The organism is Massilia solisilvae (assembly GCF_024753215.1).
Classification (GTDB): Bacteria; Pseudomonadota; Gammaproteobacteria; order Burkholderiales; family Burkholderiaceae_D; genus Telluria; species Telluria solisilvae.
Genome location: NZ_JANUGV010000002.1, coordinates 720,688 through 744,510 on the forward strand (window position 1 = coordinate 720,688; position 23,823 = coordinate 744,510).

At 66.8% G+C, this 23,823-nt stretch carries 19 protein-coding genes; 9 read left to right on the forward strand and 10 right to left on the reverse strand.

The annotated features are described in order from the left end of the window. Positions 1 to 100 precede the first annotated feature (100 nt). From NX773_RS11410 to NX773_RS11425, 4 genes are all read left to right on the forward strand, one after another. Positions 101 to 517: a divergent PAP2 family protein gene (locus tag NX773_RS11410; RefSeq protein WP_258856443.1), complete on the forward strand. Its 417-nt coding sequence runs from the start codon at positions 101 to 103 to the stop codon at positions 515 to 517. 316 nt (positions 518 to 833) lie between these two features. Continuing rightward, complete coding sequence (locus NX773_RS11415; protein ID WP_258856444.1) at positions 834 to 1,976, forward strand: efflux RND transporter periplasmic adaptor subunit; 1,143 nt, start codon at positions 834 to 836, stop codon at positions 1,974 to 1,976. A gap of 3 nt (positions 1,977 to 1,979) precedes the next feature. Next, positions 1,980 to 5,183: an efflux RND transporter permease subunit gene (locus NX773_RS11420; RefSeq protein WP_258856445.1), complete on the forward strand. Its 3,204-nt coding sequence runs from the start codon at positions 1,980 to 1,982 to the stop codon at positions 5,181 to 5,183. Between the two features lie 318 nt (positions 5,184 to 5,501). Then, positions 5,502 to 5,861, forward strand: coding sequence for a hypothetical protein (locus tag NX773_RS11425; RefSeq protein ID WP_258856446.1), 360 nt, complete (start codon positions 5,502 to 5,504; stop codon positions 5,859 to 5,861). Positions 5,862 to 6,153: 292 nt separating this feature from the next. Here the strand turns inward: NX773_RS11425 and NX773_RS11430 are convergent, their stop codons facing one another. Both NX773_RS11430 and NX773_RS11435 read right to left on the reverse strand, forming a co-directional pair. Next, on the reverse strand, positions 6,154 to 7,116 hold the full coding sequence (locus NX773_RS11430; RefSeq protein WP_258856447.1) for an NAD(P)H-hydrate dehydratase: 963 nt from the start codon (positions 7,114 to 7,116) through the stop codon (positions 6,154 to 6,156). A 4-nt stretch (positions 7,117 to 7,120) separates the two neighbouring features. Next, positions 7,121 to 7,852 carry a histidine phosphatase family protein gene (locus tag NX773_RS11435; RefSeq protein ID WP_370662245.1) on the reverse strand — a complete coding sequence of 244 codons (732 nt, stop codon included), beginning with the start codon at positions 7,850 to 7,852 and terminating at the stop codon, positions 7,121 to 7,123. A gap of 317 nt (positions 7,853 to 8,169) precedes the next feature. On the opposite strand from NX773_RS11435, the gene NX773_RS11440 reads away from it, so the two are divergent. Further along, positions 8,170 to 9,318 carry a hypothetical protein gene (locus NX773_RS11440; RefSeq protein WP_258856449.1) on the forward strand — a complete coding sequence of 383 codons (1,149 nt, stop codon included), beginning with the start codon at positions 8,170 to 8,172 and terminating at the stop codon, positions 9,316 to 9,318. Here the strand turns inward: NX773_RS11440 and NX773_RS11445 are convergent. Beyond that, positions 9,287 to 10,687 carry an L-cystine transporter gene (locus NX773_RS11445; RefSeq protein ID WP_258856450.1) on the reverse strand — a complete coding sequence of 467 codons (1,401 nt, stop codon included), beginning with the start codon at positions 10,685 to 10,687 and terminating at the stop codon, positions 9,287 to 9,289. The two genes, NX773_RS11440 and NX773_RS11445, sit on opposite strands and share 32 nt — an antisense overlap. 229 nt (positions 10,688 to 10,916) lie before the next feature. On the opposite strand from NX773_RS11445, the gene NX773_RS11450 reads away from it, so the two are divergent. The 4 genes from NX773_RS11450 (at position 10,917) to fabG (ending at position 15,997) form a co-directional block, all read left to right on the forward strand. Beyond that, entirely contained in the window at positions 10,917 to 12,536 is a 1,620-nt protein-coding gene (locus NX773_RS11450) for a methyl-accepting chemotaxis protein (RefSeq protein WP_258856451.1), read from the forward strand. 200 nt (positions 12,537 to 12,736) lie between these two features. Continuing rightward, the gene (locus NX773_RS11455) at positions 12,737 to 14,455 is read left to right on the forward strand and encodes a methyl-accepting chemotaxis protein (RefSeq protein WP_258856452.1); all 1,719 of its coding nucleotides are present in this window, start codon (positions 12,737 to 12,739) and stop codon (positions 14,453 to 14,455) included. A gap of 96 nt (positions 14,456 to 14,551) precedes the next feature. After that, the gene (locus NX773_RS11460; RefSeq protein ID WP_258856453.1) at positions 14,552 to 15,067 is read left to right on the forward strand and encodes a hypothetical protein; all 516 of its coding nucleotides are present in this window, start codon (positions 14,552 to 14,554) and stop codon (positions 15,065 to 15,067) included. Positions 15,068 to 15,253: 186 nt separating this feature from the next. After that, positions 15,254 to 15,997 (forward strand): 3-oxoacyl-ACP reductase FabG, encoded by a 744-nt coding sequence (gene fabG, locus NX773_RS11465; RefSeq protein WP_258856454.1) that lies wholly within the window; start codon positions 15,254 to 15,256, stop codon positions 15,995 to 15,997. 131 nt (positions 15,998 to 16,128) lie between these two features. Here the strand turns inward: fabG and NX773_RS11470 are convergent, their stop codons facing one another. The 7 genes from NX773_RS11470 to NX773_RS11500 all read right to left on the reverse strand — a co-directional run bounded on the left by NX773_RS11470 (position 16,129) and on the right by NX773_RS11500 (position 23,750). Next, positions 16,129 to 16,998, reverse strand: a complete 870-nt coding sequence (locus NX773_RS11470) for an alpha/beta fold hydrolase (RefSeq protein ID WP_258856455.1) — start codon at positions 16,996 to 16,998, stop codon at positions 16,129 to 16,131. A 47-nt stretch (positions 16,999 to 17,045) separates the two neighbouring features. Beyond that, positions 17,046 to 18,080: a 4-hydroxy-2-oxovalerate aldolase gene (dmpG, locus tag NX773_RS11475; RefSeq protein WP_258856456.1), complete on the reverse strand. Its 1,035-nt coding sequence runs from the start codon at positions 18,078 to 18,080 to the stop codon at positions 17,046 to 17,048. A gap of 10 nt (positions 18,081 to 18,090) precedes the next feature. After that, on the reverse strand, positions 18,091 to 19,026 hold the full coding sequence (locus NX773_RS11480) for an acetaldehyde dehydrogenase (acetylating) (protein ID WP_258856457.1): 936 nt from the start codon (positions 19,024 to 19,026) through the stop codon (positions 18,091 to 18,093). 10 nt (positions 19,027 to 19,036) lie between these two features. After that, positions 19,037 to 19,822, reverse strand: coding sequence for a 2-keto-4-pentenoate hydratase (gene mhpD, locus NX773_RS11485; RefSeq protein ID WP_258856458.1), 786 nt, complete (start codon positions 19,820 to 19,822; stop codon positions 19,037 to 19,039). 21 nt (positions 19,823 to 19,843) lie between these two features. Then, entirely contained in the window at positions 19,844 to 20,788 is a 945-nt protein-coding gene (locus NX773_RS11490) for a 3-carboxyethylcatechol 2,3-dioxygenase (protein WP_258856459.1), read from the reverse strand. A 105-nt stretch (positions 20,789 to 20,893) separates the two neighbouring features. Continuing rightward, positions 20,894 to 22,144 (reverse strand): DUF1329 domain-containing protein, encoded by a 1,251-nt coding sequence (locus NX773_RS11495; RefSeq protein ID WP_258856460.1) that lies wholly within the window; start codon positions 22,142 to 22,144, stop codon positions 20,894 to 20,896. Between the two features lie 22 nt (positions 22,145 to 22,166). Next, complete coding sequence (locus NX773_RS11500) at positions 22,167 to 23,750, reverse strand: DUF1302 family protein (RefSeq protein ID WP_258856461.1); 1,584 nt, start codon at positions 23,748 to 23,750, stop codon at positions 22,167 to 22,169. Positions 23,751 to 23,823: the final 73 nt, after the last annotated feature.

Consider the following 23,823-nt stretch of genomic DNA (forward strand, 5'->3'; position numbering starts at 1 on the left):
GGAATATTACTGGCTCCCATCGGCGGGTGGCGCAAGGAAGGTCGCCGCGGGGGCCGGGTTCTGAGATAATGCCGCGCGCTCAACATTTTCTGGAACAAGCATGGATTTCGCATATCTGGTAACTCCGCTGCTGACCTGGGTGGTGGTCGGTCCGATCAAATTCCTGATCAACAGCGCGCGCCAGCGCCGCTGGGCGTTCAACCTGGTGGGCAATGGGGGGTTTCCGAGCAACCATAGCTCGGTAGTCACCAGCATGGCGACCCTGATCGCGCTGCGCGAGGGGATCGGTCATCCGGCGTTCGGGGTGGCGGTGACGCTGGCCTTTATTGTGATGATCGACGCCAACAGCCTGCGCCAGCACGTCGGGCGCCAGGCAGCGGCCATCAACCGGCTGGCAAGGGATGACGCCGGTCATACCCGGCTGCGCGAACGGATGGGGCACACGCTGGTCGAAATCGGCGGCGGTATCTGTACCGGCATCGCGATGGGTTTCCTCATCCACGCCCTGTTTAAATGAGCAGCTCGGTAGGGTGGGCAGGTTTCCTGCCCACGCGTTCAATCATGGCAAGCGCGATGTGAACGCGTGGGCGGGGGACCCGCCCACCCTACGTCGCCGGTTGTCCGCGGACGGGGCGGACACCCCGGACAGTTTTCCCTGCATTTCATCCCGGCCGGGATGCAGTTCGTCGCCTTATAACGCAGTTCATCCATCGATTCCGGCAACCGGCGGCGTCTTCAATTGACGCTTGTAGCGGCCTCTAGGATACTGCGCGCTGGCTGTATTTATTCGCATATTCAGAAGAACCCAAAAGTCCATTCCTCGGAGATTGACAATGCTGCGTAAAACTATTCTCGTCCTTGCCATGGGAGCGGCGCTCGCCGCCTGCAGCAAGGGGCCCGCGCAACCGGCCCAGGCGGCCAACGGCAAGGATGCGAAGCCGGTCCAGCTGTTGGTCTCGCAGGAGGACTTGCTGACGGTGCAGAGCAACTCGCTGGTGTCCGGCCCGGTCATCACCGGCTCGATCCAGCCCGAGCGCCGCGCCGACCTGCGCGCCGAGGTGCAGGCGGTGGTGTTGCAGGTGCTCAAGGAGAATGGCGAGCCGGTCAAGAAGGGCGACGTGCTGGTCAAGCTGGACGAGACCTCGATCCGCGACAGCCTGCTGTCGGCCCAGGAAGCGGTGCGCGCCTCGAGCCAGGCATTCGACCAGGCCAGCCGCCAGGTCGAGCGCCTGAAGACGCTGCGCGCCTCGGGCATGGTGTCGCAGCAGGCCTTCGACGACGCCGAAGTGCGCCGCAACAACGCCCAGAGCGACCTGTCGGCCGCCCGCGCGCGCGAGGTGTCGGCGCGCCAGCAGCTCGGCCGCACCGTGGTGCGCGCGCCGTTCGACGGCATCGTGTCCGACCGCAAGGTGTCGAACGGTGACACCGCCTCGATCGGCAAGGAACTGCTGAAGGTGATCGACCCGAGCAGCATGCGCTTCGAGGGCCGCGTGTCGGCTGACAAGATCAGCCAGGTGAAGGTGGGCCAGCAGGTGGCGTTTCGCATCAACGGCTACGGCGACCAGCCGTTTGCCGGCACCGTCAAGCGCATCGACCCGGCCGCCAACGACGTGACGCGCCAGGTCGAGGTGCTGGTCAGCTTTGCCGGCCAAAGCGCGCAGCCGCGCGTGTCCGGCCTGTACGCCGAAGGCCGCATCGACGCCGAGACCACCGACGCGCTGATGCTGCCGGAAAGCGCCCTGGTGCGCGCCGGCGACAAGACCTATGCATGGCGCCTGAACGGCAAGAGCATCGCCAAGGTGGACGTGCTGCTGGGCGCGCGCGACCAGCGCACCGGCAAGCTGGAGATCAAGGGTGGCCTGAAGAGCGGCGACGCGGTGCTGCGCAACCCTGGTTCGAGCCTGAAGGATGGCCAGCCGGTGGAGCTGGCGGTGGCCAAGGTGGCCAGCGCAGGCAACCCGGTGCAGGGGAAGTAAGCCATGTTCCTGTCCAATTTCAGTGTCAAGAAGCCAGTCGCCACGGTCGTGCTGATCCTGGCGATGATGTGCCTGGGCCTGCTCGCGCTCAACAAGCTGCGCGTGAACCAGAACCCGGACGTGGAGCGTCCGCTCATCATCGTGACGATCCCGTACCCCGGCGCTTCGCCCGATACGGTCGAGCGCGAGGTGGTCAACCGCCTGGAAAAGTCGATGCAGAGCATCCAGGGCGTGACCGATATCAGCGTGGACGTGAACGAGAGCCAGGCCCAGTTCTGGCTTGAATTCGACTTCAAGCGCAACCTGATCGAAGCCTCGGACGACATCCGCAACGCGATCGCCTCGGTGCGCTACAAGCTGCCGGTGGACATGCGCGAGCCGATCCTGTCGCGCTTTGACATGTCGGCCATGCCGGTGATGTCGATGGCGCTGTCGTCCTCGACCCTGTCGCATGCCGAGATCTCGCGCCTGGCCGAGGACGTGCTGGCCGACAAGTTCCGCGGCATCGATGGCGTGTCCACGGTGCAGGTGACCGGTTCGCTCAAGCGCGAGCTGTCGGTGCTGCTGCACGCCCAGCGCCTGCGCGAATACAACGTGTCGGTGGGCGAGGTGGTCAACGCGCTGCGCAGCCAGAACACCAACGCCCCGGTGGGCAAGGTGCGCGGCTCGCTGGACGAGAAGAGCATCCGCCTGGTCGGCCGCATCGAGCGACCCGAGGATTTCTCGCAAGTGGTGGTCAAGCGCAACGGCGACACCATCGTGCGCCTGAACCAGGTGGCCGACATCAAGGATGGCTACGCCGACATCAACAGCATGTCGATCCGTAGCGGCAAGTCGAACGTCGGCATCCACGTGTCGCGCTCGCGCGACGCCTCCACCGTGGCGATCGCGACCAAGGTGCGCGCCATGGTCGATGAGATCAAGAAAGACCTGCCGCCCGGGACCAACCTGGAAGTGGTGCGCGACGGCGGCAAGGACGCCCAGCGCAGCCTGAACAACGTGATCGAGTCGCTGGTGTTCGGCGCCGTGCTGACCGTGTTCGTGGTGTACGCCTTCCTCAATTCGTGGCGTTCGACCCTGATCACCGCGCTGTCGCTGCCGACCTCGGTGATGGCCGCGTTCATCGCCGTGTGGCTGTGCGGCTTCACGCTGAACTTCATGACGCTGCTCGGCCTGTCGCTGGCGATCGGCGTGCTGATCGACGACGCGATCGTGGTGCGCGAGAACATCGTGCGCCACATGGAAAGCGGCAAGGACCGCCGCACCGCGGCGCTCGACGGCACCGCCGAAATCGGCATGGCGGTGGCCTCGACCACCTTCTCGATCATGGCCGTGTTCATCCCGGTGGCGTTCATGCCGGGCGTGGCCGGCGAGTGGTTCCGTCCGTTCGCGCTGACCGTGGCGTGCTCGGTGGCGGTGTCGCTGTTCATCTCGTTCACGCTCGACCCGCTGCTGTCGGCCTTCTGGGGCGACCCGCCGGGCTACCACCATGCGCCCAAGACCGGCATTTCCAAGGTGCTGCAGCGCTTTAACGAGTGGTTCGACCGCCAGGCCGACCGCTACGGCAACGTGATTGCCTGGGCGCTGCACCACCGCCGCTGGATGAGCGCGATTGCCGTGGCCAGCTTCATCGGTGCGATCGCGCTGCACGCCAAGTTCGGCGGCTCGGCCTTCCTGCCCAAGATGGACGGCAGCAACCTGGCGATCGACGTGCGCACCCCGGCCTCGTCCTCGCTCGAATACGCCAAGCTGAAGATGGAAGAAGCGGCCGCGCTGGCACGCACGATTCCGGAAGTGAAGGAAACCAACAGCAACATCGCCCCCTCCGGTGGACGCATCTATGTGGACATCGGCATGCGCCAGACCCGCAAGCGTACCGGCTCGGAGATCGCGATCGAGCTGCGCCAGAAGGTCAGCCGCCTGGTGGGCGCCGAGTACGTGGTGCAGGACGACCTGAACAACGGCGGCGGCAAGCCGGTCCAGATCGAGTTCACCGGCCCGGATTCGCGCAAGCTGACCGAACTGACCGGCAAATACATGGAGAAGCTGCGCCAGGTGCCGGGCGCGGTGGACGTGAGCCTGTCGCAGCAGGATCCGAAGGACGAGCTGCAGATCGAGCTGGACCGGGGCCTGGCCAACTCGATGGGGGTCTCGGTCAACGACGCGGCGCAAGCGCTGCGCGTGGCCTTCGCCGGCATCGAGGTGGGCGACTGGGTTGACCCGGGCGGCGAAACGCGCGACGTGGCGGTGCGCCTGGACCCGCTTGATCGCGTGACCACCGAGAACATCGAGCGCCTGCCGATCGCGGTGCCCGGTTCGAGCATGATGGTGCCGCTCGACCAGATCGCCAAAATCACGATGGGCAAGGGCCCGTCCGCGATCGAGCACAAGAACGGCAAGCGCGTGATCACGGTGTCGGCCAACGTGCAGGGCCGCTCGAACGGCGAAGTGACGGCCGACGCGATGAAGCTGGCCAAGCAGATGGACTTCCCGCCGGGCTACGGTCTGTCGCTGGGCGGCGCCGGCCGCGACCAGCAGGAACTGTTCACCCAGATGGTGATCGCGCTGGTGTCGGGCATTGGCCTGATGTACCTGATCCTGGTGATGCAGTTCGGCTCGTTCACGGCGCCGCTGGCGGTGATGATGTCGCTGCCGCTGTCGCTGATCGGCGTGGTGCTGGCGCTGCTGCTGACCCACGGGACCATTAACCTGATGAGCCTGATCGGCATCATCATGCTGATGGGCCTGGTGGCGAAGAACGCGATCCTGCTGCTGGATGCAACCCGCTCACGCGAGGCCGCCGGCATCGACCGCGAGGAAGCGCTGATGGCGGCCGGCCGCTCGCGCCTGCGCCCGATCCTGATGACGACCTTCGCGCTGATCGCCGGCATGCTGCCGGTGGCGATGGCCTACGGCGAGTCCGGCCAGTTCTACCAGCCGCTCGCGATCGCGATCATCGGTGGCACGATCACCTCGACCATGCTGACGCTGCTGGTGGTGCCCACCTTCTACGACAGCATTGAGATCGCGCGTGACCGCATGTTCGCCAAGTTCCAGCGCCGCGCCGTGCGCTGGCATGTGCTGCCGGCGTTCGTGGCGACCTTCGTCGAAGCGATCCTGACGCTGACCTTCGTGCGCCTGGTGTTCCGCCTGCTGGTGCAGGGCGGGCGCAAGCTCACCGGACGCACGGCGCCGCAGGCGGCGTAAGCCGGTCTGGCATGGCCAGCCCTGCGGGGCTGGCATGCGGTGTGCAGTCTGGGTTCCGAGGCAACAGGGACCGATAGCGGGTGTGCGCGCCGTGCGCACTGCGCGGCTGGCGCGTTTGTCCGGCGTGACCGGACAGCGCAAACGGCAAAGCCGAGCAGCCAGCCCAGGCTGGTGCCCCAAGGCGTCGGCACAGCGGCGCTGCATCGCGTCCGCTGCCCAACAACAAGTTCGTGCCGGCCTGCGCCGGCCCCAGAGCCCGCCCCGCGGGCTCTGGCCTTTTGCGCGGGGCCTTAGCGGCCGCCGCCAGACGAACCCGACGTGCCACCGGCCGGCGGCGTGGTCGTGGTGGTGGTGGTGGTGCTGCTGCTGGTGCCGGTTTCGCCGCTGGTGCCCGACGTGCCGCCCGTGGTGCCGCCGCTGGTGCCGCCCGTGGTGCCGCCCGTGGCGCCGGTACCGCTGGTGCCGCCAGCAGTGCCGGTTGCGGTGCCGGTGTCGCCGGTGGTGCCGGTGCCGCCGGTGGTGCCGCCCGTGGTGCCACTGGTGCCGGAGGTGGTGCTCGGCGTGGTGGCGGTGGTGTCGGTGGTGGTGGTGGTGCTGGTCGGCTCATTCTTTTTGCAAGCGCCCAACACGCCCAGGCTTGCCATCAGGGCTGCGGTTACCAGGAATTTAGGTGCGTAGGTTAATGCTTTCATTGTTTATACTCCTCGTTCACGTCTATCTTGTGCCGCCGCGCCCAGGTGAGGCGCTGGACCACAGCGGCGCCAGTTCAGCCCCGCCCCAGGCTTGATGCGGCCGGGTGGTGGGACCCTCAGGGAACCGACGCAATACGCGGCCCCGTCGCAGTGCACGAATCCGACTGTCAACATTAGACTGGCGACGCTGCTGCCAGTTCGTCAAATTGCGCACTACCTGCTTGAATCCGCCATACAGTCAGCGGAACTTGATGAAGGTCAGGAGCTGATCCTGACCTTCATCCCCCCGGCGCGTGCCGGATGGCCGTTGCGCCGCCGGCCCTGCGGCCGGCGGCAATGTCCAGCAGCGCGGGAATCTCGTTGCACAGTTCCCGCGCCAGATAGCCGAGCGTGCCGCAGCGCGCCGCCAGCCGCTCGCCGGCGCGCGCATGCATCGCCACGCCCCAGCAGGTGGCCTGCGCCAGCGGCGCCCCGCGCGCCGCGCAGCCGCCGATGATTCCCGCCAGCACGTCCCCGGAACCGGAGCTGGCCAGCCCGACGTTGCCGCCTTCGTGGCGCCAGCATTGCCCGCCCGGCTCGGCGATCCAGGTCACCGCGCCTTTGAGCGCGACCACCGCGTTCCAGCGCGCGGCCGCCTGTTGCGCGTAGCGCGCCGGTGCGGCGCACACCTCTTCCTTGGTGGCGCCGGTCAGGTGCGCCATTTCGCCCGCGTGCGGGGTGAGCACCACCGGCTGGGCGAAGCGAAACGGCGTCGCGCCCGGTGCCGCATGCAGCAGCGTGCCCATGGCGCAGGCGTCCAGCACCAGCGCGGTGGCGCTGTCGTCCAGCCGCGGCAGCAGCGCGTGCACCAGCGTGGCTGTGGCGGCCTCGTCCTGCATGCCGGGGCCGATCAGCACCGCGCTGACGCGGTCGGCCAGCGGATCGAGCCGCGCCACGGCGTCCAGCGCAAAGCCGCCGGCCTCGTTTTCGGCCAGGCCCAGCACGCGCGCCTCGGGGATCGCCAGCGCGACCAGCTGCGCCACGCTCTTGCCGGTGGCGATGGTGAGCTTGCCGGCGCCGGCGCGCAGCGCGGCGGTGGCGGCCAATATGACCGCGCCCGGCATCTCGCGCGAGCCGCCCAGCACCAGCACGTGCCCGCGCGCTTCCTTGTCGGCGTCGCTGCCGGGCATCGGCAGCGGCCACGCGCGCAGCGCGCGTTCGTCGAGTTGGTGCACCAGCGGTGCGGCGGCCAGGTGGCTCATCGGTTCAGGCCTTGGCCGCGGTGGGCACGTCCTTGCCAACGGTGACCGGGGCGCCGGCCGCCTCGAGCGGGGCGACGAAGTTCAGCAGCTGCAGCGCCAGCTTGCCGCGCTTGCCCAGCGCCGGGTCGAAGCGGTACGCGGTGACCGAGCAGTTGGGTACGTCGCCGGCGCGGTCGGCCTCGAGGATGGCCGCTTCGTCGAGCCGCTCGATCAGGTAGCGGAAGCAGTTGACGATGACCTGGTGCGCGACGATCAGCACCCGCTCGCGGCAGTATTCGCGGGTGAGCGTGTCGAGCACGCTGCGCAGGCGCAGGATCACGTCGCACCAGCTCTCGCCGCCGGGCGGGCGGAAATAGAACTTGCCCACGTGCTGGCGCTGCTCGTACAGCTCCGGGTACTTGTGCTTGATGCCGTGCGTGGTCAGGCGGTCGAGGATGCCGAATTCCTTTTCGCGCAGGCGCTCGTCCACCTGCACCGCCAGCAGCTCGCTGCGGTCGAGCCGCTCGAGCACCGCGAGCGCGGTCTGGCGCGCGCGCACGTAGGGCGAGTGCAGCACCACGTTCGGCTGGCGCGCGGCGGGCAGGGCGGCAAACCACGTGGCCAGCGCCGCGGACTGGCGCACGCCCAGCGCCGACAGCGGCACGTCCACGTCGCGTTCGGCGATCTGGATGTGCAGCCCGGCCGCGGCCTCGGCCGCGTCGCGCGCGACGTTGCCCGCACTTTGTCCGTGCCGCACCAGCCAGATTTCCTGAGGCCACTTTTGCTCCATCACCCGCCCGCGACAAATATTGACACGGCGTCATCATAGACGGATTCGTCAGCCCGTTCGCGCACGATTCCTGTGGTTACGGAACAGCGTTGCAGCCGGGTTTATTTGTGTGTCGCGGGCAAGTGCAATGTCGCAAAAACGCGGCACAACGTGCGTCCGCGCACGGAAAGCGCGGGCCTGAGCAGAACGCCTGATCAGGCTCAGCCCGGCGCGCCGCGGCTGGCCTAGTCTGGCACTCGTGGAACGTGCGAGCAGCGCTGGCCAACCCATCCGGAGGCAAGATCATGCGAAACAAAACATCATTTTCCATCGCCACCTTCGTGGCGCTCACGGTGCCACTGCTGGCGCTGGCCGACCCGCGCTACACGGTCACGCCGATCGCCCCGGCCGGGAGCTGGGCCAGCGACATCAATGCCTATGGCCAGGTGGCGGGCACAATGCTCGTCTCCGGCGGTTCGCACGCGTTCCTGTTTTCCGGCGGCACGCTCACCGACATCGGCACGCTTGGCGGCAGCAGCAGCGAGGCGGCGCGCATGAACGACTATGGCCAGGTGGTCGGCCGCTCCTCCACCGCCGACGCCTCGTGGGCGCCGTTCATTTACAGCGGCGGCGCGATCGCCCAGGTGCAGGGGCCCAATTTGCGCGATGTGCAGGGCATTAACAACGCGGGCGCGGTCACCGGCACGGCCTGGATACCCGATGTGGGCGACGGCGGGGAGTGGCACGCCTACATGCTGGCGGGCGGCACGTTCACCGACCTGGGCACCGTTCCCAGCACCGGCATCAGGTACAGCTATGGAATGGACATCAACGACGCCGGCCACGTCGTCGGCTACGGCTCACCGGCGGACGGGGGCGGCCCGCCGAACTGGCCGTCCAACCCCATCCTGTACCGCAACGGCGTGATGACCGACCTGGGCAATGACGGCTTCGCCGAGGGGGAGACCAGTTACGCCAGCGCCATCAATGCCATCGATCAGGTGGTCGGCACGGTCGTCAACTTCCACCTGAGCGAGCCCTATTTCTACTATGGGCAGGCGTTCCTGTACCAGGACGGCAAGCTGGCGCGGCTGGGCAGCTTCGGCCCGGACCTGTGGAGCTGGGCCGGCGACGTCAACAACCTGGGGCAAGTCGTCGGGCGAGGCCAGCTTGGCGACGGCACGCACGGCTTCCTGTACGAGCATGGCCTGTTCACCGACCTGAATGCGCTGATCGACCCGGCCACCGGCTGGGTCGTCGAGGACGCGACCGGCATCAACGACCTCGGCCAGGTCGCGGGCCGCGCCTGCAAGGACGGGCAATGTTACGCGGTGCGGCTGGACCTGGTGTCGGCCGTGCCGGCGCCGCAGCAGGCGGCAACGCTGGCGGCCGGTTGCGGCCTGCTGGCGCTGGCATCCCTGCTCAGGCGACCTGCTCGTCGCCGTCGAGATTGACCTCGGCGTCGCTGTTAAACACCTGCAGGTCGGTTTCGCCCAGCACGCGGCTGGCAAAGGTGCCGGCCGCGATCGAGCCGCTGACGTTGATCGCGGTGCGGCCCATGTCGATCAGCGGCTCGATCGAGATCAACAGGCCGGCCAGCGCCACCGGCAGGTTCATGGCCGACAGCACGATCAGGGCGGCAAAGGTGGCGCCGCCGCCCACGCCGGCCACGCCCACCGAGCCAAAGGTCACCACCGCCAGCAGCTGCAGCAGGAAGGCCGGCGCCATCGGGTCGATGCCGACGGTGGGCGCGATCATCACCGCCAGCATGGCCGGGTAGATGCCGGCGCAGCCGTTCTGGCCCATCATCGAGCCGAACGAGGCGGCGAAGTTGGCGATGCCTTCTGGCGTGCCCAGGCGCGCGGTCTGGGTCTGCACGCTCATCGGGATCGCGCCGGCCGAGGTGCGCGAGGTGAAGGCGAAGGCCAGCACCGGGAAGATCTTGCGGAAGTAACGGCGCGGGTTCAGGCCGACCCCGGTGACGATCAGCAGGTGCACGCACAGCATCAGCGCCAGCGCGCTGTACGAGGCCAGCACGAAGCTGATCAGGTTCAGGATGTCCTGCACGCTCGAGTTCGACACCATCTTGGCCATCAGCGCGAACACCCCGAACGGCGTCAGGCGCAGCACCAGGGTCACCATCCGCATCACGATCACGTGCGCGACGTGCACGAACTGGCTGAACGACTCGAACACTTCCGGCTTCTTGCCCGCAATGCCGGTGGCCGAGACGCCGATGAACACCGCGAACAGCACCACCGCAATGGTCGAGGTCTGGCGCGCGCCGGTCAGGTCGAGGAAGGGGTTGGCCGGAATGAACGACAGGATCATGCTCGGCAGCGAGATTTGCTGGGCGGTGGCCAGCTTGCCCTCGAGGTAATGGCCGCGCGCCACTTCGGCCGCCGACGAGGCCAGTCCGGCCGCGGTCAGGCCGAAGGTTTTCGCCATCAGAATGCCGATGGCGGCCGCGATTGCCGTGGTCACCATCAGTGTGCCGATCGTGAGCACGCTGATCTTCCCCAGCGAGCCGGCATCGCGCAGCTTGAGGATGGCCTGGATGATCGAGACCATGATGAGCGGCATGATGATCATCTGCAGCAGGCGCACATAGCCTTCGCCGGCGATGTCCAGGTAGGCGCCGGTCTCGGCCAGCACCGGTGCGCCCGCCCCGTACACGGCCTGCATCCCGGCGCCCAACAGCACGCCCAGGCCAAGCCCGGTAAAGACGCGCCTGGTGAAGGACACGTGGCTGGCCTGCAGCCAGTACAGCAGCACGCAGGCGGCGAGCGCGACGGCCACGTTGACGATCAGCGGAAGATTCATGGGTACCTCGGTGGTTGGCTTGCGCTCAAGAAATTCAGTCGCAGCATTTTATAGGCAAAGCGGCAGCGTTGCAGCGCCGCGGGCACCCGGCTAAGGAATTCCCTACGACACCTCGCGCACTTTCCTTACATCGCTTTCCAGCTTGCCTGATTGATTTGCTTACACGGGGCTGACAAGATCGGCCGCGCCAATGCTGGGCAGCTCCCATGTTTAACTTTCCACCTATCCCATGCTGAAAAACTTCTCGATTCGATCGCGGCTGGTCTTCCTGATCGCCTTCCTCGCCGCCGAACTGATCGTTGGTGCGGCCATCGGTATTTACAACCTGGGCTCGGCCAACGGCTCGATGACCTCGATGTACGACAACCGGCTGGTCCCGCTGGGCCAGCTCGACCGCATCGTGCGCATGCTGACCATCAACCAGCTGAACGTGGCCAAGGCGATCTCGTCGGACGGGGTGGACGTGGACGCGCTGATGAACGAGGTGGACAGCAACATCGTCGAAATCGGCAAGATCTGGACCCAGTTTGCCGCGACCGAGATGACGCCAGAGGAAAAGGCGCTGGCCGACCGATTCATCGCGGCGCGCACCGCGTTCGTCAAGGAAGGGCTGAAGCCGGCGGTGGAAGCCGTGCGCGCCCGCAACATCGCCGAGGCGGCCGAGCTGGTGCACAAGCGCATGCCGGCCCTGTTCGCGCCGGTGCGCCAGGACATCAACGACCTGATCCAGCTGCAGCTGGACGTGGCCAGCGCCAACCGCAACCATTCGCAGTCCACCTACCAGCTGGTGCGCGTGGTGTGCATCAGCGGCTTGCTGCTGGGGCTGGCCATGGCCGCCGTCATCGGCGTGATCCTGATTCGGGGCATCGTCAATCCGCTGAACGAAGCCGTTCGCATCGCCGACAGCGTGGCGGCCGGCGACCTGACCGAGCGCATCGAGGTCACGTCGAAGGACGAAACCGGGCGCCTGATGCAGGCGCTGAAGGACATGAACGAAGGCCTGGCGACGATCGTCGGCCAGGTGCGGGCCGGCACCGACACCATCGCCACCGCCGCCGGGCAGATCGCGGCCGGCAACGTGGACCTGTCGGCGCGCACCGAACACCAGGCCAGCTCGCTCGAGGAAACCGCGTCGTCGATGGAGGAGCTGACCTCGACCGTGAAGCAGAACGCCGAGAACGCGCGCCAGGCTAACGTGCTGGCGGTGTCGGCCTCGGAGGTGGCGGGCAAGGGCGGGGCGGTGGTTGCCGAGGTGGTGCAGACGATGGGCGCGATCAACGAATCGGCGCGGCAGATCGTGGACATCATCGCCGTCATCGACGGTATTGCCTTCCAGACCAACATCCTGGCGCTGAACGCCGCCGTCGAGGCCGCCCGCGCCGGCGAGCAGGGGCGCGGCTTTGCCGTCGTCGCCGGCGAGGTGCGCAGCCTGGCCCAGCGCAGCGCCGCCGCGGCCAAGGAAATCAAGGCGCTGATCGACGATTCGGTGGACAAGATCCGCGCCGGCTCGACCCTGGTGGACCAGGCCGGCGACACCATGGCCGACATCGTCCAGGGCGTCAGCCGCGTGACCGACATCATGGCCGAGATCAGCGCCGCCAGCCAGGAGCAGACCGCCGGCATCGAGCAGGTGAACAAGGCGATCTCGCAGATGGACCAGGCCACCCAGCAGAATGCCGCGCTGGTCGAGCAGGCCACGGCGGCGGCCCAGGCCCTGCGCGACGAGTCGGACCGGCTGGCGCGCGCGGTGGACACCTTCCGCCTGCAGGCCGCGGGCGGGCAGGCGCGCTCGCCGCTGGCCGTCGGCGCGCGCGCACCCGCCCGGGCACTGCCCGCCGCAAGCTACTGAGTGGCTCCCGGTGCGCAGCGTTTCCTTGCTGCGCATCAAGTTTGGCGATAAAACCGTCGCTGTGTGTGCACAGCACAACGAATTCGTGAAATTCTGCGGCCAAGTCTTCACTTTGTTTCCACGGGACATCCGTTATTCCTATAATCGTCCGGATTGCATTGCGGTAACGGAAATTCAACCCAACAGGAAAAGAGCAGCAGATGTTCAAGAACCTCACGATCAAGACCCGGCTCATCTTCGTCATCGTTCTGCTCGGACTCGAGCTGATCGTGGGCGCCGTGGTCGGCCTGGTCAGCCTCGGCCATGCGAATGCCGACATGACCTCGATGTACAACGATCGCCTGGTGTGCCTGGGTCAGCTCGACCGCGTCGTCCGTGCCTTCAACCTGAACCAGCTGGCGGTGGCCAAGGCCGTCACCGCCGACGCCAAGGACGTGCCGAACCTGCTGGCTGAGATCGAGCACAACCGCGCCGTCATCGACGAGCAGTGGAAGGCCTACATGGCGACCAAGCTGACGCCGGAAGAGGTGCAGATTGCCGACCGCTTCACCAAGGCGCGCGCGCAGTTCCTCGAAACCGGCCTGAACCCGGCCGTGGCCGCGGTGCGTGCCGGCGACATGCAGGCCGCCACCGCCCTCGTCCAGGGCAACGTGGACAAGCAGTTCCAGGCCATCCGCAAGGAAATCAACGCGCTGATCAAGCTGCAGATGGACGAGGCCGAGAAGCTCAACGAAAACTCGCGCTCGATGTATGAACTGGTGCGGGTGGTTTGCCTGACCGGCATGGCCTTTGGCCTGGTGCTGGCCGGCGTGGTCGGCGCCATGCTGATCCGCGGCATCGTCAACCCGCTGGAAGAAGCCGTGCGCATCGCCCACGCGGTGGCGGCCGGCGACCTGACCCAGGACATCGACGTCCGCTCCAAGGACGAGACCGGCCGCCTGATGCAGGCGCTCAAGGACATGAACGAAGGGCTGGTCAAGATCGTCGGCCACGTGCGCGGCGGCACCGATACCATTGCCACCGCCGCCGGCCAGATCGCCGCCGGCAACCTGGACCTGTCCTCGCGCACCGAGCAGCAGGCCAGCTCGCTGGAAGAGACCGCCTCGTCGATGGAAGAACTGACCTCGACCGTGAAGCAGAACGCCGAGAACGCGCGCCAGGCCAACGTGCTGGCGGTGTCGGCCTCGGAAGTGGCGGGCAAGGGCGGCGCCGTGGTGTCGGAGGTGGTCGAGACCATGGGCGCGATCAACGAGTCGGCCAAGAAGATCGTGGACATCATTGCCGTCATCGACGGCATCGCCTTCCAGACCAACATCCTGGCGCTGAACGCGGCGGTCGAGGCGGCCCGTGCGGGCGAGCAGGGCCGCGGCTTCGCGGTGGTGGCCGGCGAGGTGCGCAACCTGGCCCAGCGCAGCGCCGCGGCGGCCAAGGAAATCAAGGGCCTGATCGACGACTCGGTGGACAAGGTGCGCACCGGCTCGATGCTGGTGGATCAGGCCGGCGCCACGATGGCCGAGATCGTGCAGAGCGTCAGCCGCGTGACCGACATCATGGCCGAGATCACCGCCGCCAGCCAGGAACAGACCTCGGGCATCGAGCAGGTGAACCAGGCGATCGTGCAGATGGACCAGGCGACCTCGCAGAACGCGGCGCTGGTCGAGGAAGCGTCGGCCGCGGCCCAGTCGCTGCAGGAAGAGGCGGACCGCCTCGCGCGCGCCGTGGGCACCTTCCAGCTGCACGCATCGCTGGCGCAGGCGCCGGCGGCAAGCAGCCGCCCTGCAGCGACCAGCACGGCGCTGGTGCCGGTGGCGCGCGCCGCCAAGCCGGCCGCCAAGCCGGCCGCACCGGCTGCCGCCCGCCCGGCAGCACGCAAGCCGGCCTCGGTCCCGGCCGGCGAGGATGACTGGGAAGAGTTCTGATCCGCGGTTTGTTTCGCGCCTGCGCTTGATCGAGCGCAGTGTCCCGCACCGCGCGCGAGCGAGCATGTAGCTTGTTCCTGTGGTCGGGGAGCACCGATGAAGGACTCTGTCACGCCCCGTGCGGATCGCCGCCCGGCCTTGCTCCGGCTGGTGTGTGCCGCACAACTGTTCACCATCCTGCTGGCGCCCGCCTGGGCCCAGCATTCCCCGGGCCACGGGGGTAACCCCGGCCCGCACGGTGGCGCGCCCGGCTGGCATGGCGGCGCGTCCGGCTGGCATGGCGGCCACGGCCCGGGTCCGGCGTGGCACGGCGACATCCGCCACTTCAACGATCACGACCGCCATGTGTGGAGCGGCGGACACTGGTACCACGGCCCGCACTCCGGCCACGACGGCTGGTGGTGGGTGGTCGGCGGCACCTGGTACCCCTACGGTGTGCCGGTCTATCCCTATCCCAATCCCTACATTCCCCCGCTGCTGGCGCCAAGTCCGCCCCCGGGCGTGGCGGCCGTGCCCCAGTTCTGGTATTTCTGCCCGGGCACCGGCGCTTACTACCCCTATATTGCATCCTGCCCCGGCGGCTGGGTGCAGGTTCCGGCAGAGGTTCGTTGAGCGCCGGCGCCCGCGAACTCGGGCGCCGCATCCAGGGTCTGATGATGCAGAACGGCCGGGTTGGCGCATGCCTGCCCGGCCGGCAAATGCCGGGCGCCAGCCGTTCCCGCTGCCTTGTTCAGGGTGACAGTTGAGTGTAAGATCTCTGGATTAAATTCATCAAACGATGAAAAAGTGGAGGTTCGAATGGATTTGTCTGGAAAGGTAATCGTCGTCACTGGTGGCGCCCAAGGCATCGGCCTGGCCATCGCCCAGCGCTGCGCGGCAAGCGGTGCGCATGTGGCGATCTGGGACCTGCGCGAGGATGCGGTCACGGCCGCCATCGACACCGTGCGCAGCGATGCGCCGCAGGCGAAGGTGGCCGGGTTCACGGTCAACGTGGCAGACATGGATGCCGTGCGCGAAGCGGCCGCCGGTACCCTGGGCGCGTTCGGCCGCATCGACGGACTGGTCAACAACGCCGGCATCGTGGCCGACGCCCAGCTCACCAAGATGAGCGAAGAGCAGTGGGACCGGGTGATCGACGTCAACCTGAAAGGCGTGTTCAACTGCACCCGCAGCACGGTGGACGCGCTGATCTCCAGCGCCGGCGCGATCGTCAACATCTCGTCGATTGTCGGCCTGTCGGGCAATTTCGGGCAAACCAACTACGCCGCCGCCAAGGCTGGTGTGCTGGGCATGACCAAAACCTGGTCGCGCGAGCTGGGCCGCAAGGGCGTGCGCTGCAACGCCGTGTGCCCGGGCTTCATCAGCACCGCGATCATCAAGGACGTGCCGCAGCACGTGATGGACGAGATGGTGCAGAAGGTCCCGCAAAAACGCCTGGGCAAGCCGGGCGAAATCGCGTCGGCGGTGGTGTTCCTGCTGTCGGACGAAGCCAGCTACGTCAACGGCGCCACGCTGGAAGTGACGGGCGGCCTGACGATCTGAGGCTGGCGGAAAGCGGTTTGGTAGGGTGGGCAGATTCTGCCCACGCGTTCAACCAGCTTGAGCCGATCGCGGCGTCAGTCAAAGCCGCCTGAACGCGTGGGCAGACAAGCTGCCCACCCTACGATCCTGCGTCAGTGTGCCAGGAAGTCCAGCACCATGCGGTTGAACGCCTCCGCATGTTCCCATTGGGCCCAGTGCCCGCAGCGGCTGAAGATGTGCATCTGCGCGTTCGGAATGCCGGCGATCAGCCGCAACCCGGTGTCCATCGGCACGAAACGGTCGTCGCGCCCCCAGATCACGAGCGTTTGGGCGCTGATTTCGCCAAGGCGCGCGCTGTAGTCGGTGAACTGCTTCGGATTGGCCGCAAGGCTCTTCACGAAGTTCTCCAGGTGGTCGCGGCGCGCCAGGATATTGTCCAGGCGCTGTTGCATCAGGTCGTCCGTGATCGCGCTGGCGTCGTGCACGAACACGTTCATCAGCCGTTTCAGGTTCTCGATGGTCGGTTCGCGATACACGCCATTGAGCTGCTTGATGCCTTCGGTGGGCATCGGCGCGTACAGGCTGGCGCCGCTGGTGCCGCCGCCCATCAGCACCAGCTTGCCGATGCGGTCCGGATGCGCGAGCGCGAACGCCACCGCGCTGTGGGCGCCCATCGAATTGCCCAGGATGTGCACGCGCCCGAGCTCCAGCGCATCGACCAGGCCCTTGAGGATGCTCGCGTTCAGCTCCGAACGCGAACCGGTGTTGACGATCGAGTCGCTCTTGCCCCAGCCCGGGCAATCCATCAGGATGACCCGGTAGCCGGCGCCGACCAGCGGCTCGATATTGCGGTGGAAGTTGGCCCAGCCGGTCGCGCCCGGGCCGGAGCCGTGCAGCATCACGACCGTCTCGGCGCCGCTGCCGACATCGTTGTAGTGGATGTTCAACTCCACATCGCCATGCTTGATGCGCGCCAGCTTGCTGGTCGATGCCTCGCTCAACGTGATTGCGTTTGCCGCCATCTTGGTGTTCCTTTCTGCGTTAATGCCCGCACTGGGGCCGACGTGATTCATGCGCCCTGCGATGCGCGCTGCTTGAGCATGTCCAGGGCCACGTCCACGATCATGTCCTCCTGCCCGCCGACCATGCGCCGCTTGCCCAGTTCGACCAGGATGTCGAAGGCGGGCAGGCCGTACCTGGACGCCGCCGTTTCCGAGTGGCGCAGGAAGCTCGAATACACGCCCGCGTAGCCGAGCGCCAGCGTTTCGCGGTCGACCCGCACCGGGCGCTCCTGGATCGGGCGCACGATGTCTTCGGCGGCGTCGATCAGCTTCTTCACGTCGCAGCCGTGGTTCAGTCCCATGCGGTCCACCGCCGCGATGAACACCTCCAGCGGCGCATTGCCGGCGCCGGCGCCCATGCCGGTCAGGCTGGCGTCGATGCGGTCGCAGCCGTTTTCGATCGCCACGATCGAGTTGGCCACGCCCAGCGACAGGTTGTGGTGCGCGTGCATGCCGGTGTGGGTCTCGGGCTTGAGCACGTCCTTGAACGCCTTGAAACGGTCGGCGATGTCGTACATGTTCATCGCCCCGCCCGAGTCGACCACGTAGATCGTGGTGGCGCCGTAGCTTTCCATTTTCTTCGCTTCCTGCGCCAGGTTCTGCGGCGTGGTCATGTGACTCATCATCAGAAAGCCAACCGTGTCCATGCCCAGTTCGCGCGCATACTCGATGTGCTGCCTGGAGATGTCGGCCTCGGTGCAGTGGGTGGCCACGCGCACCACGCGCGCGCCGGCGTCGTAGGCGTTCTTCAGGTCGTGGATGGTGCCGATGCCAGGCAACAGCAGGGTGGCGACCTTGGCGTGCTTGAGCACGCCGGCCACCGCTTCGATCCACTCCAGATCGGTGTGGGCGCCGAAGCCGTAGTTGAAGCTCGAGCCCTGCAGGCCGTCGCCGTGGGCCACCTCGATGCTGTCCACCCGGGCTTCGTCGAGCGCCATGGCGATTTGCACCGCCTGCTCCAGCGAATACTGGTGGCGGATCGCGTGCATCCCGTCACGCAGGGTGACGTCGGAAATGTAGATCTTCTTGGACTTGTCAAACATGTGCTTCTCCTTACGCGGCGAGGTGCCGCTCGGCCATGCGCTCGGCGGTCTTGAGGGCGGCGCTGGTCATGATGTCGAGGTTGCCGGCGTACGCAGGCAGGTAATGGGCCGCTCCTTCCACTTCCAGGAAGACCGAGACCTTCAGCCCCGCCTGGCGGCCGATGCCGGGCAGGTTGGGGGCGTGCTCGATGCGGTCGAACTGCACTTCCTGCTTCAGGCGGTAGCCGGGGACGTATTCCTGCACGGCGGCGGCCATGTCCTGCACCGACTTGCGGATCGCGTCCTGGTCGGCATCGAGCTCGGTCATGCAGTACACGGTGTCGCGCATGATCAGCGGCGGCTCGGCGGGATTCAGGATGATGATCGCCTTGCCCTTTTGCGCGCCGCCCACCTGCTCGATGGCCTTGGACGTAGTCTCGGTAAATTCGTCGATGTTGGCGCGGGTGCCCGGGCCGGCGCTCTTGCTCGAGATCGAGGCGATGATTTCGCCGTAATACACCTTGGCCACGCGCGAGACCGCGGCCACCATCGGGATCGTGGCCTGGCCGCCGCAGGTGACCATGTTCACGTTGCGAGCGTCCAGGTGGGCGGCGCCGTTCACCACCGGCACGCAGTACGGGCCGATCGCGGCCGGGGTCAGGTCGACCATGCGGATGGCTGGCTTGAGCGCGCGCAGCACCGCGTCGTTCTTCACGTGGGCCGAGGCCGAGGTGGCATCGAACACGATGTCGATGTCGGCAAACTGCGGCAGCCGTGTCAGGCCGTCTACGCCCTCGTGGGTGATCGCCACGCCCATGCGCGCGGCACGCGCCAGGCCATCGGATTTGGGATCGATGCCCACCATCGCCCCCATCTCGATATGCCTGCCGTGACGCAGGATCTTGATCATCAGGTCGGTGCCGATGTTGCCGCTGCCGATGATGGCAGCCTTGAGTTTCTTGCTCATTGATGACTCCTTATTCTGAAAATACGGCGCGCACGCTGCCCAGCCCGTCGATCTGCGCGGTGAACGTACCCGGCGCGGTCACGGCCACCATCGGGCCGAGCGCGCCGGTCATCAGCACGTCGCCGGCGCGCAGGGGCGTACCCATCTTCACCATCATGTCGGCCAGCCACACGGCGGCGTTGAGCGGGTTGCCCAGGCAGGCGGCGCCGCTGCCTTGCGAGACCACCTCGCCGTCGCGCGCCAGGGTCATGGCGGCGCCCGGCAGGTCCAGGTCGGCCAGCGGCACCGGGCGGCTGCCAAGCACGAACATGGCGCTCGAAGCGTTGTCGGCGACCGTATCGACGAAGCGGATGTCCCAGTTCTGGATGCGGCTGTCCACCACCTCGATCGCCGCCAGCGCGTAGTCGGTTGCGCCGATGATGTCGGCAAAAGTGTGCTGTGCTTGCGTCAGGTCGTGCTTGAGCACGAGCGCGATCTCGGCCTCCACCTTGGGCTGGATCAGGCGCGACAGCGGCATCGGCTGGCCGTCGCCATAGGCCATGTTGGCAAACAGCGCGCCGAAGTCGGGCTGGTCGACGCTGAGCTGCTTTTGCACCGCGAGCGAAGTCAGGCCGATCTTGCGGCCGACGATGCGCTCGCCCTGTGCGCGGCGCGCCTCGACGTTCGCCTGCTGCACGGCATAGGCCAGCGCCATGTCGTCCTGCGCGATGTCGCCGCGCACCGGCGGCACCGGCTGGCCGGTGCATTCTGCGTTGCGCAGCCTGGTCGCCAGGCTGGGTATGAGTTGTCCGGACATGAGTTTCCTTCTTTGATGTGATTACGCCGCCGCGACGGGCGCGGCGTGCATGGCGCCGAAGCCCGCGATCCATTCGGGGATCGGGCGATAAAAGTCGTTGGTCGCGCGGTAGGGGCCATAGGCGGACAGGGCGCCGAACGCGGCCACCCAGGCGCGGATCTCATGTGCCGACCGGCCGCCGTCGCGCGTGATCGCGTCGTTGGTCATGCCATCGACGGCCAGCAGTTCCGACGCCATTTTCTCCATGAACGCCAGGTCCCACTCGGGATTGAGCGGATGCAGTCCGCTGTCGCCGGCCGTGAAGGCCTTGGCCGCGGCAAGCGTGCGCGCCTGGCGCGCGGCGCGGCCCTCGGGTGTCGGGTTGCGCCCGGCGATCAGGCGCTCGGCCACCTCGTCGCTGGCGCCGGCCAGCAGCGGCACCGGCGGCTCGTGCGAAATGCCGCCCGAGCCGACCACCAGCACGCGCTTGCCGGTGCGCGCCAAGAAGCGCCCGATGGCTTCGCCCAGCAGGCGGGCGCGGCGCAGCGTCGCCATCGGCGGCGCCACGGAATTGATGAATACGGGGATCACCGGGAAGCGGTCAAGCCCGCCGGTGAGCACTTCGAGCGCCTGCGCGGCGCCATGGTCGACCTGCATGCGCCAGGACAGGGCGACGTCGATATCGGCCGCCAGCACGCTTTGGGCCATGTCCCGGGCCAGCGCGCCCGGCACCGGCAGCGGCCCGGCCAGGCTCTTGTAATCGCCAATCGAATCGGCTGCCGCGCCGATGCAAAACGGCGGCATCAGGTCGTAGAAGAAGCCGTTGTAATGGTCGGGCGCAAACACCACCACCAGCTCGGGGTCGTAGGCGAGCACGCGCGCGCGCGCGGCGGCCTGCACGCGCTCGACCTCGTTCAGTACGTCCGGCGCGGGATCGAAATAGCCCTGCAGCGGGGTGTGGGACAGGCATTCAAGACGAATTGGCATATCGGTACTCGGTGAATTCTTGTTGCATACCGGCGCGCCGGGAACAGCCCGGCGCGCCGGCAGATACGAGGCCGCCCGAGCACCTCGGGCGGCCCGGGGCCGTCATCAGCGGCCGGCCGACTCCAGGCGGGTCAGCGACACGTCGCTCGGCTTGGCGTCGAAGTTGGTGCGCCAGGTCGCCACGTCGATCAGCGAGATCGTGGCGTGGTTGCGCTGGAAGTCGATCACGTCGGCCGAGACGGTACGGATGTCGCCGGCCTTGGTGTTGACGTAGGAGTGGATGTCCATGAACTTCCAGAACTCGCCCTTGCGGTTGTACGCCTCGACGTAGTGCACGCGCGGGTACTCGGTCTCGACGTAGAGCACCTTCTTGCTGTACGGGTGCTGCGCCGGGGTGGCAACCTCGAGCACGTACACTTCACGCGGCTCGTACGAGTCGTTCAGGTTCCAGTACGGCGCCGACTGATCCAGCGTCGGGTACTTCTGGGCAGGCGAGGAGGCCTTCTGGTTCCACACATCGAGCTTGCTGTTGGCCGCCGCCAGCACCCAGCGCTTGGACAGCAGCTTGTAGCCCGGATACCAGCACGGACGCGCGTTGAAGCCGTCCAGGTCGTCCTGCAGCTGGTCGGACGAGCCCACCGGGTCCATCCAGGCGCCGCCGGACAGGCGGCGGGTGCGGCGCACGGCAGGCACGTAGGCCCACACGTCCGGCACCTTGGCCGCGTCGTACATGACGGTAAAGGTGCCGATGCCCTTGACCTCGGACGGCGCCTTGAAGAACAGCAGCTGGCGCGCGCTCTCGTCGTCGCTGCCCAGGGTGGAGGCGCCGCCGGTCAGGCGTCCTTTCATGTTCATGCGGGTGAATTCGGCCACCAGTTCGGCGTGGATGCCGCTCTTGCCGTCAATGAGCACCTGGGTGAAGTTCGGCACCGAGGACACGTCGCCCAGCAGCGAGCCGATGCCCAGGTTCCAGGCGATCTTCTTGCCCGCTTCCGGGTCTTTCATGTCGATCGTGGGGAAGGGCGCGCCGGCCTTCCAGCCATCGACCTTGCACGATGCGTCGTTGATTTTGGTCTTGCCTTCGTTGGCCTTGCTGGCCTTGACCCAGTTCTGGTCGAGCGCCACCTTCTTCGAGCGCGCCAGGGTGAGCTTCCAGCCGCTGTTGCGGATGCGCCATTCCATCTTTTCGGTCAGCATGCTGCCGATGGTGTGGCCTTCGAAGGTGGCGTTCTTAACCTGGTCGAGGTTGGCGGCGGAGATCACCGTGCCTTCGGCGAGGTCGGCGGCCATGGCCGGCAGGCAGGATGTGCCGAACAGCGCGGCCGCCATGCAGGAGTAGAGTGTCGTAGCTTTCATGATTGGTCCCGGGGTGCGATGGTTAGAAGAGATAGTTCAGGCTGGTGTAAACCTGGTCGCGGTTGTGCAGGTAGCCGAACAGCGTGGTGCGGTCGCTCAGGGGCACCGGGGCCTTGGCGTAGCGGCTGTCCCAGAAACCGTCGTACTCGAGCTTCCAGCGCAGGTTCTTGTTCAGCTGGAAGGTGACGGACGGGATGTAGAAGCCGCCGCCATTGGTCACGTCCGAGCCGAGCACGAGCTGCGGGTGGATGCGGCCGTTGTCATAGGAGAGGTCGAAGATCGTGGTGACCAGCGTGTTGTGGCGCTTGGCGCGCCCGCCCCAGCCCACGCTGTAGAGCAGGTTGTCGTTGCGGTCGAAGTCCTGGATCCACTTGTCGAACACCTGCACCGAGAAGAACATCGGCTTTTCCGTGCCCAGCAGGTTCTGGGTGAACGCGAAGTTCTTGTCCATGCGCACCATCGAGGCGATCACGTTGCGCGTCTTCCAGCCATCGAAGCCCGGCGCAATGTACTGGCTCATCAGCGAGGGCGCGGCGGCCGTGTAGTTGAACGGCGCATCCTTGATGTAAGCCACTTCGGCGCTGAACACGGCGTCGCTCATGTCCGAGTAGCGGCTGGCGGTCGCGCCGAACACGTTGACCATCGGATAGATGATCTCGCCGGCCGGGCCCGCCGTGGTCTTGCTGCCGATCGGCGCCGCGCCCGAAGGCGTCACGCCGTCCATGAAGGTGGGCGATGCGTTCATGATCGGCATGTTGTAGAAGGTACGCATGACCGAGAGCGAGTAGTTGGTGTCGCCCGCCATGCCGCTCCAGCGCACGCCGCCGCTCTTGCTGTGGATGTTGGCTTTCGAGTTGTTCCAGCTGTACGGGTCGATATTGCGGAAGTCCACGCCGGCATAGGGCTGGCTCGACCAGCGGCCGCCGTAGACGTCGATCTCGGTGCCGATGTCGCGCTTGCGGTCCCAGCCCGGGCGGAAGAAGGCCTCGATGCCGCCATTCGCTTCCGGCACGTCGATGTTGGCCTTCAGCGCAATGTTCCCTTTGCGCAGGTCTTCGTTGGCCGGCTCCAGGAAGCTGCGCCACACGTTGTCATAGCCTTGCGCCAGGTCGTTGGCGACGAAGAAGTCGGTCTCGCCCCAGACGATCTGCTGCTTGCCAACGCGCAGCTTGACGCGGTCGCTGGCGACGATGTCGGCGTACCACTCGCGCACATCGACGTCGTTGTACAGGTCGGTCAGCCCCTTCTTGCGGTAGCTGTTCGCGCCCATGCCCTCCAGGTGCTTCAGGAACGGCGAATTCCACTCGCGCGCGGCGCGCGCCTTGGCCACCAAGGTCAGCCCGTCTGCCGCTTTGAATTCCATGTTCAGGCGCAAGCTCGTGCGCGCCATGGACACCTTGCCCTTGTCGTTGTAGTCGGGCGTGTCCTGCCAGTTCTTGGCATTGATGGACACTTCCTCGCGCAGGTAACCGTCGAAATGGAAACGGTCGTCCCCGTTGTTGTCGCCGGCCAGCGCCAGCGGGCTGGCGGCGGCCATCACGGCGGTAGGAACGAGCGCGCGGAGCAGGTGGCCTCGGCGTGCCGGTTTGGTCTTGCGTTGCTTCATGTTGTCTCCCTTGAGGGCGTGGAAAAGAATCGGAAATCCCTGTTTTTTTCGAATCACTTCTGTTTTGCTCGGA